The 12259-nt window shown below is 63.3% G+C and carries 11 protein-coding genes; 4 read left to right on the top strand and 7 right to left on the bottom strand.

Going from position 1 to position 12259, the window contains the following annotated elements:
• Positions 1-5 precede the first annotated feature (5 nt).
• From GGQ74_RS14735 to GGQ74_RS14745, 3 genes are all read right to left on the bottom strand, one after another.
• Positions 6-401 (bottom strand): DnaJ family domain-containing protein, encoded by a 396-nt coding sequence (locus GGQ74_RS14735; protein ID WP_245168317.1) that lies wholly within the window; start codon positions 399-401, stop codon positions 6-8.
• 409 nt (positions 402-810) lie between these two features.
• Complete coding sequence (gene plsY / locus GGQ74_RS14740; protein WP_167942358.1) at positions 811-1398, bottom strand: glycerol-3-phosphate 1-O-acyltransferase PlsY; 588 nt, start codon at positions 1396-1398, stop codon at positions 811-813.
• Between the two features lie 154 nt (positions 1399-1552).
• Positions 1553-3040 carry a sodium-dependent transporter gene (locus GGQ74_RS14745; protein WP_167942359.1) on the bottom strand — a complete coding sequence of 496 codons (1488 nt, stop codon included), beginning with the start codon at positions 3038-3040 and terminating at the stop codon, positions 1553-1555.
• A gap of 469 nt (positions 3041-3509) precedes the next feature.
• On the opposite strand from GGQ74_RS14745, the gene lepA reads away from it, so the two are divergent.
• A complete protein-coding gene (gene lepA / locus GGQ74_RS14750; protein WP_167942360.1) occupies positions 3510-5315 on the top strand; it encodes a translation elongation factor 4 in 1806 nt (601 codons plus the stop codon).
• 100 nt (positions 5316-5415) lie between these two features.
• The gene (gene lepB, locus GGQ74_RS14755; RefSeq protein ID WP_167942361.1) at positions 5416-6015 is read left to right on the top strand and encodes a signal peptidase I; all 600 of its coding nucleotides are present in this window, start codon (positions 5416-5418) and stop codon (positions 6013-6015) included.
• Positions 6016-6155: 140 nt separating this feature from the next.
• On the opposite strand, the gene GGQ74_RS14760 is transcribed toward lepB, so the two are convergent.
• Positions 6156-7643 (bottom strand): ATP-binding protein, encoded by a 1488-nt coding sequence (locus GGQ74_RS14760; RefSeq protein ID WP_167942362.1) that lies wholly within the window; start codon positions 7641-7643, stop codon positions 6156-6158.
• 193 nt (positions 7644-7836) lie between these two features.
• Here GGQ74_RS14760 and GGQ74_RS14765 point away from each other — a divergent pair, with 193 nt between their 5' ends.
• Together GGQ74_RS14765 and GGQ74_RS14770 are read left to right on the top strand one after the other, a co-directional pair.
• Positions 7837-9366 (top strand): YifB family Mg chelatase-like AAA ATPase, encoded by a 1530-nt coding sequence (locus tag GGQ74_RS14765; RefSeq protein WP_167942363.1) that lies wholly within the window; start codon positions 7837-7839, stop codon positions 9364-9366.
• A 50-nt stretch (positions 9367-9416) separates the two neighbouring features.
• A complete protein-coding gene (locus GGQ74_RS14770; protein WP_167942364.1) occupies positions 9417-9590 on the top strand; it encodes a hypothetical protein in 174 nt (57 codons plus the stop codon).
• A 56-nt stretch (positions 9591-9646) separates the two neighbouring features.
• On the opposite strand, the gene GGQ74_RS14775 is transcribed toward GGQ74_RS14770, so the two are convergent.
• The 3 genes from GGQ74_RS14775 to GGQ74_RS14785 form a co-directional block, all read right to left on the bottom strand.
• Positions 9647-10318, bottom strand: coding sequence for a YkgJ family cysteine cluster protein (locus GGQ74_RS14775; protein ID WP_167942365.1), 672 nt, complete (start codon positions 10316-10318; stop codon positions 9647-9649).
• Between the two features lie 80 nt (positions 10319-10398).
• Entirely contained in the window at positions 10399-10878 is a 480-nt protein-coding gene (locus tag GGQ74_RS14780) for a GNAT family N-acetyltransferase (protein WP_167942366.1), read from the bottom strand.
• A 4-nt stretch (positions 10879-10882) separates the two neighbouring features.
• On the bottom strand, positions 10883-12259 hold the full coding sequence (locus GGQ74_RS14785) for a protein kinase domain-containing protein (RefSeq protein WP_167942367.1): 1377 nt from the start codon (positions 12257-12259) through the stop codon (positions 10883-10885).

Genomic DNA, 12259 nt, shown 5'->3' on the forward strand with positions numbered 1-12259 from the left:
CCACCTTATTCCCGTCCCGGCTTCGCGCGTCCGACATTCACCCGCCGTACGACCTCGTCGTAATACGCCTCGTCCAGTTCGATGGACCTGCCCCGCGCGGCGCTCATCTTCGTCAGCAGCACGTTCAGCTTCTGCATTTGCAGGCAGCGCGTCTTCTCGTCCGAGCATTGCGCCAGCAGGTCCACCGTGCGCTGGATTTCGCGATCAGCCACGATCTCCGGCGGCAGGTGTCCGGAGTTGCGCAGAATCTTGTATGCCATGCGCAGGTCCTCCGGGATCATGGAGTCGTCCTCGAATTCGATGCGCCTGCCCCGGCCCTCAAGGCCGTCGAAATCGCCGCGCTCCTGCGCCTCGCGGATGCGCTGCTCAACCACGTCGCCCATGATGTTCCACAAGCTCATGCCTGTTGTCCTCCTTCGCCGCGCTGTGGCTGGCCGTATCGTTCATTGCGTCATGCAAGACGTAGGATTCGCCGGCGCGTAGCCCGACCGTCTCGTTCGTTGAGGGATGCAAGCCGTAGGCTCCGCCGGCCAAGGGGCCGCTGGCCCCCTGGACCCCCGACATGCGATAGGCCGTCTGCCTGTGGCGAACCGTGCGGCTTTGCGTGGCGAAGCCCTAGTGAGGATTGTCAAGGAAATCATTTCCTTGACCGGGGTCCGGGGCAGCGCCCCGGCCGCCGGAGGCGAACTTTTCGCGCATGCCCGGCCGCCGGAGGCAAACTTTTCGCCTCGTTTCGCCTGGCCGTTAGCGGCATCAAAAAGGCCCCGGAGAACCGGGGCCTGCGTGGCGTGAAGCGGGAAGGGAAGGCGGTTAGGCCTTTTTCTTCCAGGATTTTTCCTCGCCGCGGGCGAGGCGCTGGATGTTTTCGCGGTGCCGCCAGAAGACGATGACCGCGATGATGGCCGCGAAGATGGCGAGGGTCGGCTCTCCGGAGAGGAGGAGCAGGACCGGCATGGCGGTGACCAGCGTGAGGGAGCCGAGGGACACGAAGCCGGAGGCCATGACCACGGCGATGAGGAGCAGTGCGGCGATGACGGTGCACCACGGGGCCAGCGCGAGGAATACGCCGACGGTGGTGGCTACGGCCTTTCCGCCCTTGCCGTGCAGGAACACGGACCACACGTGGCCGCAGACGGCGGCCAGCGCGACGAGGCCGAGGAAGAGGGACGACTGGCTGAAGGCCGCCGCGCCGAGCACGGGCAGAAAGCCTTTGGCCACGTCGAGGACGAGGGCCATGACGCCGTACTTGAAGCCGCACAGGCGGGCCACGTTGGTCGCCCCGGTGTTGCGGCTGCCGTCGAGGCGCGGGTCCACGCCGCAGCAGGCCTTGGCCACGAACAGCCCGAAGGGGATGGATCCCAGAAGATAGGTAATCGCAATCCAACCGAGTGACAGCATCTTGTTCTCCTTGATGATTGAACCATCTCCACCTACCAGCACTCGCCGCGATGGGCAAGCCCGTGCACGGGGCGGCGGCTGTTGGTGGCGCTGCAACGAGAAGGGGGCACGGTCCTTGGACCGTGCCCCCCGTTCGGTGCGATGTCGTGCGGCGCTACTTGGAGATCCGCGCGGGATCGTAGGCCTTGACGGTCTGGATGAGCCAGCCGAGGAGCACCACGCCCGCGACCACGGACCAGCCGAAAACGGTCACGGCAGCGGTCGGGTATCCGCCGTAGGGCTTGGCGATGTCGCCAACGAGATTCTGGATGGCCATGTAGCCCAAGAGCAGCGGGGTGACGAACTTGAGGCTGAACACCCACCAGCGGCCGATGGCAAAGTCGGACACGGCGTTGATGTGCTTGCGCAGGTCTTCGATGTTGAAGAGCCACGCCATGGCGGTGATCTCCACGAGGCCGGTCATAAGCACGCCGAAGTTGTTGATGAAGTGGTCGACAACGTCAAGCACCAGCAGGCCGCCGTCGCAGGCGAAGATGGCGCTTCCGGCGAAGCCCGCCAGGCAGTATGCGGTGACGGCGGTCTTGCGGGAGATGTCGAACTTGTCGCGGATGGCGGCGACGCAAGCCTCGCAGATGGAGATCTGGGAGGAGATGCCAGCCACCACGATGGCGGTGAAGAACAGAGTGCCGAAGACCTTGGGCATGGGCAGGAAGTTGATGGCCTGCGGAATGGTCACGAAGCACAGGCCCACGCCGGAGCTGACGACCTCGTTCACGGCCACGCCCTTGGCGGCGGCCATGTAGCCCAGCACGCCGAAGATCATGATGCCCGCGAGGATGGCGAATCCGCCGTCGATGAACACGGTCATCACGGCGTTGTTGTTTACGTCGGAATCCTTGGGCAGGTAGCTGGCGTAGGTGACCATGATGGCGAAGCCCACACCGAGGGTGTAGAAGATCTGGCCGTATGCGGCGATCCACACGCTGCCCTTGGTCAGGGCGGCGAAGTCGGGCTTGAAGAGCCAGTTGAGGCCTTCCATGGCGCCGGGCAGGAACAGCACGCGGCCCATGATGATGAGCACGAGGATGATCAGCAGGGGCATGAAGATCTTGTTGGCACGCTCGATGCCGGTCTGCACGCCGCCGAACAGGATGCCCCAGCATGCGCCCCACGCGAGGACGATGGTGCCGAAGACGGGCCAGTTCATGCCGCCGAAGTTGAGCGGGGAGTCCGTGACGTTCAGGAAGGTGTTCATGAAGAATGTGCCTGTGTCGGTACCCCAGGCCTGCGTCATGGCGAACCACACGTAGGAGATGGCCCAGCCGATGACGGCCACGTAGTACAGGGAGATGACGAAGGCCACCATCACCTGCCACCAGCCCAGCCACTCCCAGCGGCGCGAGATGGAGGCGAAGATGCGGGGTGCGGAACCTTCGAACTTGTGCCCGATGGCGAATTCGAGGATCAGGAGCGGAATGCCCGCGGTGAGCATCGCGACGAAATAGGGAATGAGGAACGCGCCGCCGCCGTTTTCGTACACCATGTACGGGAAGCGCCAGATGTTGCCGAGGCCGATGCAGGAACCCACCGCAGCGAGGATGAATCCCGCGCGGGAGCCCCACGTCTCCTGATTCGAGGTCATTGAAATCCCTTCCTTGTGTGAACCGGTAATCTGTCAAGACCGTCCGGATTGGAGCCGGACAATGCCGAAAAGAAAAAAACTATTGCCAAAATTTTTCGTTTGGAAACTTTTTCCCCTGCTAATTTTTGCGTTGCAAAAAATCAGCTACAAAAGTTACCTTTGCGGAAAATAAGGGTGTCTTGATACATTCGTTTGCACAAACAATCAAGTCCTTTGGTCGTTTTTCACGATGGTGAAGGATTCCAATCCGGTGCGGGGGGACGGGCAATTCCGGGCGGCGGAGGTGTACGGTGCAGGGCGGAGGGGGTGCCTAGGCAGGGGGTGCGTCGGTGCGGGGCAGAGCGTTGTGATGCAGGGGACTTCCCTGCGGGTGCAACAGGTATTAGACTTGTGCTGGCAAATGCCGTAGAGAAGTCTCCACGTCCGATCGGGCGGAACCACTTTTTTCCGATTTCATCGTCGACAACATATGAGCAGCACAAGCAATATCAGAAATTTCAGCATCATTGCGCATATCGACCACGGCAAATCCACCCTGGCCGACCGGATTCTCGAATTGACCGGACTCGTCGGCGACAGGGAGCGGCGCGAACAGTACCTCGATAAGATGGAACTGGAGCGCGAGCGCGGAATCACCATCAAGGCGCAGACCGTCCGCATCCCCTATACGGCGAAGGACGGGCGCAAATACGTGCTCAACCTCATTGACACGCCCGGACACGTGGACTTTTCCTATGAAGTCTCGCGTTCGCTGGCTGCGTGCGAGGGCGCGCTCCTCGTGGTGGACGCCACGCAGGGTGTGCAGGCCCAGACGCTGGCCAACGTGTACCTCGCGCTGGAGCACGATCTCGAAATTATTCCGGTGCTCAATAAGATCGACCTGCCAAGCTCCGATCCGGACGGCGTGGCCAGCGAGATCGAGGAGATCATCGGGCTGGACTGTTCCAGCGCCATCAGCGTGAGCGCCAAGACCGGGCTTAACGTGGACGCCGTCCTCGAAGCCATCGTGGAGAAGCTGCCCGCGCCCAAGGGCGACCCGGAGGCTCCGCTTCGCGCGCTCATCTTCGACTCGTGGTACGACTCGTACCGCGGCGTGGTGGTCATGTTCCGCATTCTGGACGGCACCATCAAAAAGGGTGACCGCATCCTCATCCACTCCACCCGGCGGGCCTTCGAGACCACCAACCTCGGCGTGTTCTCGCCCGAGGCCAAGGACGTTCCCGAACTCGGCCCCGGTGACGTGGGATTCATGTGCGCCAACATGAAGGACCTCTCGGATGCGCCCGTGGGTGACACCGTCACCCTCATGCGTAATCCCACGACCACGCCGTTCCCCGGCTTCAAGGAAATCAAGCCCATGGTCTTCTGCGGCCTGTACCCGGTGGAACCCGCCGAGTACGACCCGCTGAAGACCGCCCTCGAAAAGCTCCAGCTCAACGACGCGGCCTTCCGCTTCGAGCCGGAGACCTCGCAGGCTCTCGGCTTCGGTTTCCGTGCGGGCTTCCTCGGCCTGCTGCACATGGAGATCATCCAGGAGCGGCTGGAGCGCGAATTCGGAGCCAAGCTCATCGCCACGGCTCCGTCCGTGGCCTACAAGGTCACCGCCACCGACGGCACCGTCCTTGTCATCGACAATCCGAGCAAGCTGCCGGAACAGCAGTCCATCGCCTCGCTGGCCGAGCCGTTCGTGCGCATGGAAATCCATGTGCCCAACGAGTTCGTGGGCGCGGTGCTCAAGCTGTGCGAGGAGAAGCGCGGCATCCAGAAGGATATGCGCTACCTGACGTCCACGAGGGTCATCATCACCTACGAGCTGCCCTTCGCGGAAATCGTCTATGATTTCTTCGACAAGCTGAAGTCCGTGACCAAGGGCTACGCGTCCATGGATTACGAGTTCATCGACTTCCGCGAGGCCGACCTCGTGAAGCTCGATATGCTCATCAATGGCGACGTCGTCGATGCGCTGGCGGTCATCGTGCACCGGGAGCGCGCCGCGCGCTACGGCCGTGCCGTGGCCTTGAAGCTTAAGAACTCCATCCCCCGTCAGCTCTACGAAGTGATCGTGCAGGCGGCCATCGGCACGCGGGTCATCGCCCGCGAACGCAACGCCCCCCTGCGCAAGAACGTCACGGCCAAGTGCTACGGCGGCGACATCACCCGAAAGCGCAAGCTCCTCGAAAAGCAGAAAGAGGGTAAGAAGCGCATGAAGAAGATGGGTAGCGTGGAGATTCCGCAGGAAGCCTTCCTCGCCGCCCTCAAGGCCGATTCGGACTAGAGACGGGCGCGGGAACGCCCGCCGCTTCGGACTCAACCTCGGGAAAGGGGCCGCGCCATGCGTTCGCCCCTTTCTTCCGGAAACGCGACAGGACACACTCATGAATCCCAGATGGCACAAGGTTGTACGTGACTACGCGGAGGCGCTCATCATTGCGCTGATCCTCGCGTTTTTCATACGTTCTTTCGTGGTGCAGGCCTTCAAGATTCCCTCGGGTTCCATGCTTGAAACCCTGCAGATCGGCGATCAGTTGCTGGTCAACAAGTTCCTCTACGGCATCAAGGTCCCCTTCACAGACATCACCGTCGTTCCGATCTCCGACCCCGAGCACGGCGACATCATCGTCTTCCGCTATCCCCTCGACGAGTCCAAGGACTACATCAAGCGCGTCATCGGCCTGCCCGGAGACACGCTGGAGATGCGCGACAACGTCGTCTACCGCAATGGGGAGCGCCTCGACGAACCGTACCTCGCTGGACTTCCGGCCAAGAACTTCCCCCCGGCCCACAATTTCGGCCCGGTCACCCTGCCCGACAACAAGTACTTTTGTATGGGCGATAACCGCGAGAACTCCTCGGACTCCCGCTACTGGGGCTTCGTGGACCGTTCGCAGATTGTGGGCAAGGCGTGGCGCATCTACTGGTCGTGGGACGGGCCTTTCAGCATCCGCTGGAGCCGCCTCGGTAGCCTCGTGGAGTAGCCGCCACGTAGTCGAGGTTTGCCTTTCCGCATGTATGGGGCCGGTCCGCAGGGATCGGCCCCTTTTTGCGTCTGAACGCATGGATTGGCCGCACGTCTTGCGTGGGGTCCGCATCGCGTGCGCCGGATGATGGCGAGGGGTTAGCGCGGGCCGAGAGCCTTGAGCTGTTCGCGCGTGATGTAGTCGAAGAGCGTCCTGGTCATGTCGCCATACACCTTGATCGCATCAAGATTGATGGGGATATCTACGAACTGCAGGAGTATCCGGTCCTCTCCCCCATGGATGTGCGGCATGACGCCCGAGAAGAAGAACCCCATGGCCTCGCACTGCTCGACAAGGGCTGGCGACGCGGCGTCGTTGGTCGGGATGAAGGCGAACACGGCATCCTTTCGCATGGTGCGGCATTGACGCAGCCGGATGCCCACCTCGGCCGCCGTTTCCGCGCCGATGGCGTGGACGATGATGAAGCTCGCGTTGAGTGCGTCCGGAAGGTCGATAACGCTGATGGAGGAGGTCTCAGCAGGGGGAGTGACGGCGGGTGTTCCGAAGTCCCTCGGGACTTCCATCCAGCCGTATATGTCGTTCACCATGGCCTGATGATGTGGCGGGATGTAGATCGTGCGGCGGGAGTGATCGAAGGCATAGTAGTGGTTCACGACAGAACCCTTGGCCTGTCGGGAGGTCTTCAGTTCCTTGGCCTGCATGCCGGAAGCGGCGATGCCCAGCATGATGCAGCATGGCCTGGAACCCCTGTCCTGCATGCCCTTTTGCGAAAACGTATGCGTGGTGACGGAGCAGTCGAAAATCCCCTTGGCCCCATCCGCTTCCGCAATGTCGAAGAGGACGTTGGCCATTTTCAGCGGCACCTGTGGCGAACGAAATGCCGGGTCCACGAATGCCAGCCCCAGTTCCGGGGCCGGGTCGTCAGGGCAGTGATACTTGAGCCCGATGTGCCCGAAAATGCGCCCACTCTCCGGGTCGATCGCGATGACGGATTTGAATTCTCCCTTGGCGACCTTTTCGGTTAGCAAGCCGGGGTCGTAGAGAAGTTCCTCGTGGGTGAATCCATAACAGCGCCATGCCAACCGGCAGACTTCGGCGAGGTCGTCTGCACGGCGGGCCAGACGTATGAGTGGCGCTTTCACTGTTGTACGCGGTTTTTTGACTGATGCCTGTTTGTCGTCAACCAGTTCGGCGGGCAGGGTTCCAGTTTGAATCCTCTTGGTCAGGCGCACCTCTCTGCCGTCGCGGCCATGGGAAAGGACCGTGACCGAATCCATGAACGTGTGCATTGCCCGTGCGTCGGAATTGCAGGAGTTGTCTGCGGAGAATTGTGCAGCGCGTTTTTGATCGAAAGGGATGCCTTTGTCCCTGACGGAAATGATTAGCGCGTCGTTTTCGACGAAAAAGTCTAAATATATCAGTTCATCCGGGCCTACTTCGTCCGGATAGTAATTCGTTGCATTGATGAAGGCCTCTTCAACGGCCATTTTGACGCCGAAGATTTCTGTCTTGTTGAAGCCGAGTGTCTGCGCAACATGGCGCGCACAGTCGACTGCGGTTGCAGCCATGATCTTGCGGACCGGGAGAGAGAGCTGAGCCAGAAAATAGCGTGCGTGGTGGTGCATGTTTCCTGTTTCCAGATGGGTGTTGGTGTAGCGCATTTGGTTACCGCATCAAAGAAGGCAGTGCAATGCTCTTGTTCTGTTTTGGGGAGTGGTGGAGGAATTTCGTGAGGCAGCGGGTGGTTGCGCTGATATGTGTAAGGATGTATTGAAAACGCGAACTGCCTCTTCACGAATTTTCTTCATGGATGTTCACATGCTCGCTAAAGCCTCCTGCGCTGCCCTCATGGGTATCGACGCCTTCAAGGTCGAACTCGAAGTGGATTTTTCGCGATGCGGCATGCCCGCCTTTACCATGGTCGGGCTGGCCGAAGGGGCCGTGCGCGAGAGTAAGGAACGCGTGATGGCCGCGCTACGCAATTGCGGATTCAGGCTTCCGCCCTCGCGCATCACCGTCAATCTCGCTCCGGCCAATCTGCGCAAGGAGGGGAGCGCCTACGATCTGCCCCTCGCCCTCGGCCTGCTCGCCGGTGCCGGTGTGCTCGACGCCGAAAGTTTGAATGGCTGGTTTCTGGCCGGGGAACTGTCCCTGACTGGGGAACTCAAGGGCGTGTCCGGGGTGTTGCCGCTGGCCGTGCGCGCACGCGATGACGGGGCGCGGGGGCTCATCGTGCCCGCCGTCAACGCCGCCGAGGCCTCGGTCGTGGACGGCGTGTCCGTCTATGCCGCGCAGACCCTCGCTGACGCCGTGCGTCTTGTGACGGGTGATGCCGACGCCGCTCCTGTGACGAACGGGCTCGACGAACTCTGGGCGGACCGCGAGAATTTCCCCATGGACTTCGCCGAGGTCAAGGGACAGGAGCACGCCAAGCGTGCCATTGAGATCGCGGCCGCTGGCGGGCACAACCTCATTTTCATCGGACCTCCCGGCAGCGGCAAGACCATGCTCGCCAGCCGCATCCCCACGGTGCTTCCGCCGCTCGGCTTCGACGAGGCGCTGGAAGTGACCAAGGTCTACTCCGTGGCCGGACTGCTGGACGGCAGGGCGCTGTGCGTGTCGCGCCCATTCCGGAGTCCGCATCACACCATTTCCGATGCCGGACTCATCGGCGGCGGCGCGCATCCGCGCCCCGGCGAGGTTTCGTTGGCGCATCGCGGCGTGCTCTTCCTCGACGAGTTGCCGGAGTTCAAGAAGCACGTGCTGGAAGTCCTGCGCCAGCCGCTGGAGGACGGGCGGGTCACCATCTCCCGCGCCGCCGTGTCCCTGACCTATCCTGCGGACCTCATGCTGGTGGCGGCCATGAATCCGTGCCCGTGTGGCTACCTTGGCGATTCGGCCCACGCGTGCACCTGTTCCCCGCATCAGATCGCCAACTACCGCTCGCGCTTGTCTGGCCCCCTGCTGGACCGCATCGATCTGCATGTGGAAGTGCCCGCCGTGAAGTATGAGGACCTCAAGGCCTCTGGTTGCGGCGCGGATTCGGCGGGCATGCGGGCGCGCATTCAGGCCGCGCGCGAGGTGCAGGCGAGGCGCTATGCCGGGCAGGGCGTGCTGACCAACGCCGATCTTGGCGGGCGGCTCTTGGAGCGCCACTGCGCCCTGTCCGAGATGGAGCATGCCTTTCTGGAAAAGGCCGTGCATCGCCTCGGCCTCTCGGCCCGCGCCTACACCCGCGTGCTGCGCATCGCACGGACCATTGCCGATCTCGATGGTGCGCAGCGCATCGAATGCGGCCATCTGGCCGAGGCCATCAACTATCGGAGTCTGGACAGGCCAAGCGCCTAGCCGTCGGCAACGGGCGGCGTGGCGTATCATCTCAACGCGGGAGGACACCGATGCCATTTTTGAAACCCATGTGTGAAATCTGCCCGCTACGGCGCTTTGCGGAGCGTCGTCCGCAATCCCTCATCGCCCGCATTTGGCGCTGGCACATATCGTGGTGCCCCGGCTATCGGCTCTACAAGCGTCAGGCGCAGGGCGAAGCGCAGGCCGAGGCCGGGCGCGGATGAAAAAGGCCCCCGGCGGTTGCGCGGGGGCCGTGGAGACAGTGTTGTAGAAACGTGCGTTAGGGGTGCGCCATTCGCGTAAGGCGGCTTCGGCCATCGCGGGTGACGATGTCCACGCCGTACTGGCGGATGGTGCGGTGCAGCGGGCGGCCGAAGAGAAAGTCGCAATCCTCGGCGGACGCGCCGGTGCGTTCGCGAAACACGGTGCGGAAGTTGGCGTCGTAGTCGATCATTTCGAAGACTGCGGCCTCCGCGCCGGGATCGTCGTTGACGAAGCCGAGCATGGCGTCCTCAAGACGCTCGTAGGGGCATTCGGCCTCGTGCGCCTCGACGAGGTCGAGCAGGGGATGGCCCTCGGGCAGGATGTCCGCGCGGACGATGCGGTCCACGGCGTACATGGCCTCGACCTCTGCGGTGTCCCAGCATTTGAGGGCGGCGCATTCCACGGGGCGGTTGTCGTAGATACGGCACATGTTGCCGTCCAGTTCGAGCTGCGCGCAGGACCACGACAGGCCCGTGCCGCGCAGCTTCACGAGTTCCTCTTCCAACGGGGCGAGCTGGCCGGTGATCTGGTCGTGGACGAATTCGCCACGGCGCAGGGTCACCACGTCGCCGAATCCGAGGATTCCCTCTGCGAACAGGCGCAGGTCGTCGCGGTGCAGCGACGGGCCGCCCTTGCGGCAGCAGGTGCCACACTGTTCGCAATGCGTTCTGGTCTTTTCCTGAGTCATTGTCCTTATATTCCTTCCTTCAGGTGTGCCGTCGAGGGAACCGTGCCCACTGTGGGCGCTTCCGGTGATCCCTGCGGCAGTCAGTTGCGTGTCTGGGACAGGTCGAGTGTCATCGGCGTGTAGCGGATGCCGTTCTTCTCCTGTTCCGGGCCGTCGGCCGCGAATCCGAAGCGCTTGTAAGCGCCGACGGAATTGGGCGACGAAAAGACCGTTATCGCGTCAAGGGTCGGGTCGCGTTCGAGGCAGGCCGTGGTGGCATGGCGGAGGAGCATGCGCCCGATGCCCTGCCGCTGGCAGTGCGGGGCGACGAAGAGCATGGCGATGTGGTGCCCGTCGCGCACCTCCACGACGCCGACGAGCGTGCCGTCGCGCTCCGCGGCGAAGGCGAAGCCTGTTCCGGAGAGGCGCTCCCGGAGGCTTTGCGGTGTGACGAAGCTCTTGAATTCCTCAATGCCTTCGCGTGGATAAAGCGGGGCCACGCCGTGGTCGAACGATTCCTCGATGAGGGCCGCGGCCTGTGCGGTTTCGTCCGGGAGAAGCGGTCTGCACGTCATGCTCATGTGATTATCTCCTTGGGACCGTCTGAGTCGAGCACACGGCGCGAACCCAGTTGCGGCAGGTCAGGTCGTGCCGCCACAGGAAGCCGAGTTCCATGTCGGCGTACCACGCGGCGGTGTGCGTCCGGTGGTCCGCGGTCCACAGGCGCTTGCAGGCCGTGGAAAAGAGCGACTCCACGCAGAAGTCGCGTCCCTTGCGAACCGGCGTGACGAGGGAGAGCAGTTCCGGCGCTGTGGGCAGCCGCCATCCGTCATACCCGGCGAAGCGCGCGGAGCCAAGGGCGCGGGCGTAGGCCTCGGCCTCGGTCCAGTCCATGGCCTGCGCAGAACAGCCCGTCTGCCAGACAAGGCCGGTGGTCGCGTCGTACACGGTGTCGCCTCGGTCCTGAAAGTCGTTGGCGCAGAAGGCGATGGGGCGGCCAAGGTCGTCCACGTCGAAGGCTGCGTCCGCGTCCACGGTACCGGTGCGCAGGGGCGTGGCGCGCAGGGGTGCGGTCCACGTTTCCACGAGGTGCTCCACGTCCGGTGCGATGTCGGGCGAGATGTTGGGCAGGGCGCAGGTGGCGTCGATGCGCTCGCGCCATGCTGCGACGAGTGCAGCGAGGGCGTCGCGCATGGCGCGGGCGGTGGGGAAGCGTTCCTCGCGGTCGCGGGCTAGTGACTGGCGGAGAAAGGCGTCCCATGTCGCGTCGAGTTCCGGATTGAAATGGCTGGCGGGCTGGTTGGCGACCTCGGGCAGATGCCCGGTCAGCATGCGGAAGAGCATGACGCCAACGGCGTAGAGGTCGGCGCGGGCGTCGGCGGCGTCCGGCGCGGCTTCCTGCTCCGGTGCGGCGTAGTAGGGCGAGCCAACTCGTTCCGAGCCGTGCAGGCGCATGCGTTCTCCGCGCAGGCGCGACAGGCCGAAGTCGATGAGCTTGACCGTGCCGTCCGGCGCGAGGAGCAGGTTGAAGGGCTTCATGTCGCGGTGGACGATGCCCGAGTCGTGCAGGCAGGCGAGGGCGTTGAGGGCCTGCGCGGCGATGTCTGTGGCGCGGTCGAGACGCAGTACGCGCGAGGGGGCTTCCACGCGGTAGGTCTCGCCGATGAGTGCGCCGACGTTGTCGCAGCAGTATTCCATGGTGAAGAAGGGGCGTCCGGCGGCGTCGCGCCCGGTGTCGAGCACTGTGGCGACGTTGTGGTGGCGGATGTCAGCCATGGCCTCGGCCTCGGCCAGAAAGCGCCGTTCGAGTTCGTCACGCCCGGCCACCGCTTCGAGGAGTTCCGTGGGGGCAAGAATCTTGAGAGCCACGATAGGACCGTCCGCCTTGCGGACCTTGTACACCGCGCCCATGCCGCCGCGCCCGAGCAGACCGAGAATTTCGTACTGAGCGATGCTGCGCAT

The sequence above is a fragment of the Desulfobaculum xiamenense genome, assembly GCF_011927665.1.
Lineage (GTDB): Bacteria > Desulfobacterota > Desulfovibrionia > Desulfovibrionales > Desulfovibrionaceae > Desulfobaculum > Desulfobaculum xiamenense.

Bases quoted from the DNA above. Each gene is read 5' to 3' on its own strand.
- lepA (WP_167942360.1), top strand. From the start codon at position 3,510: ATGAGCAGCACAAGCAATATCAGAAATTTCAGCATCATTGCGCATATC.
- plsY (WP_167942358.1), bottom strand. From the start codon at position 1,398: ATGCTGTCACTCGGTTGGATTGCGATTACCTATCTTCTGGGATCCATC.
- GGQ74_RS14745 (WP_167942359.1), bottom strand. From the start codon at position 3,040: ATGACCTCGAATCAGGAGACGTGGGGCTCCCGCGCGGGATTCATCCTC.
- GGQ74_RS14760 (WP_167942362.1), bottom strand. From the start codon at position 7,643: ATGCACCACCACGCACGCTATTTTCTGGCTCAGCTCTCTCTCCCGGTC.
- GGQ74_RS14775 (WP_167942365.1), bottom strand. From the start codon at position 10,318: ATGACTCAGGAAAAGACCAGAACGCATTGCGAACAGTGTGGCACCTGC.
- GGQ74_RS14785 (WP_167942367.1), bottom strand. From the start codon at position 12,259: ATGCGCAGCATCGCTCAGTACGAAATTCTCGGTCTGCTCGGGCGCGGC.
- GGQ74_RS14780 (WP_167942366.1), bottom strand. From the start codon at position 10,878: ATGAGCATGACGTGCAGACCGCTTCTCCCGGACGAAACCGCACAGGCC.
- GGQ74_RS14735 (WP_245168317.1), bottom strand. From the start codon at position 401: ATGAGCTTGTGGAACATCATGGGCGACGTGGTTGAGCAGCGCATCCGC.
- GGQ74_RS14765 (WP_167942363.1), top strand. From the start codon at position 7,837: ATGCTCGCTAAAGCCTCCTGCGCTGCCCTCATGGGTATCGACGCCTTC.
- GGQ74_RS14770 (WP_167942364.1), top strand. From the start codon at position 9,417: ATGCCATTTTTGAAACCCATGTGTGAAATCTGCCCGCTACGGCGCTTT.
- lepB (WP_167942361.1), top strand. From the start codon at position 5,416: ATGAATCCCAGATGGCACAAGGTTGTACGTGACTACGCGGAGGCGCTC.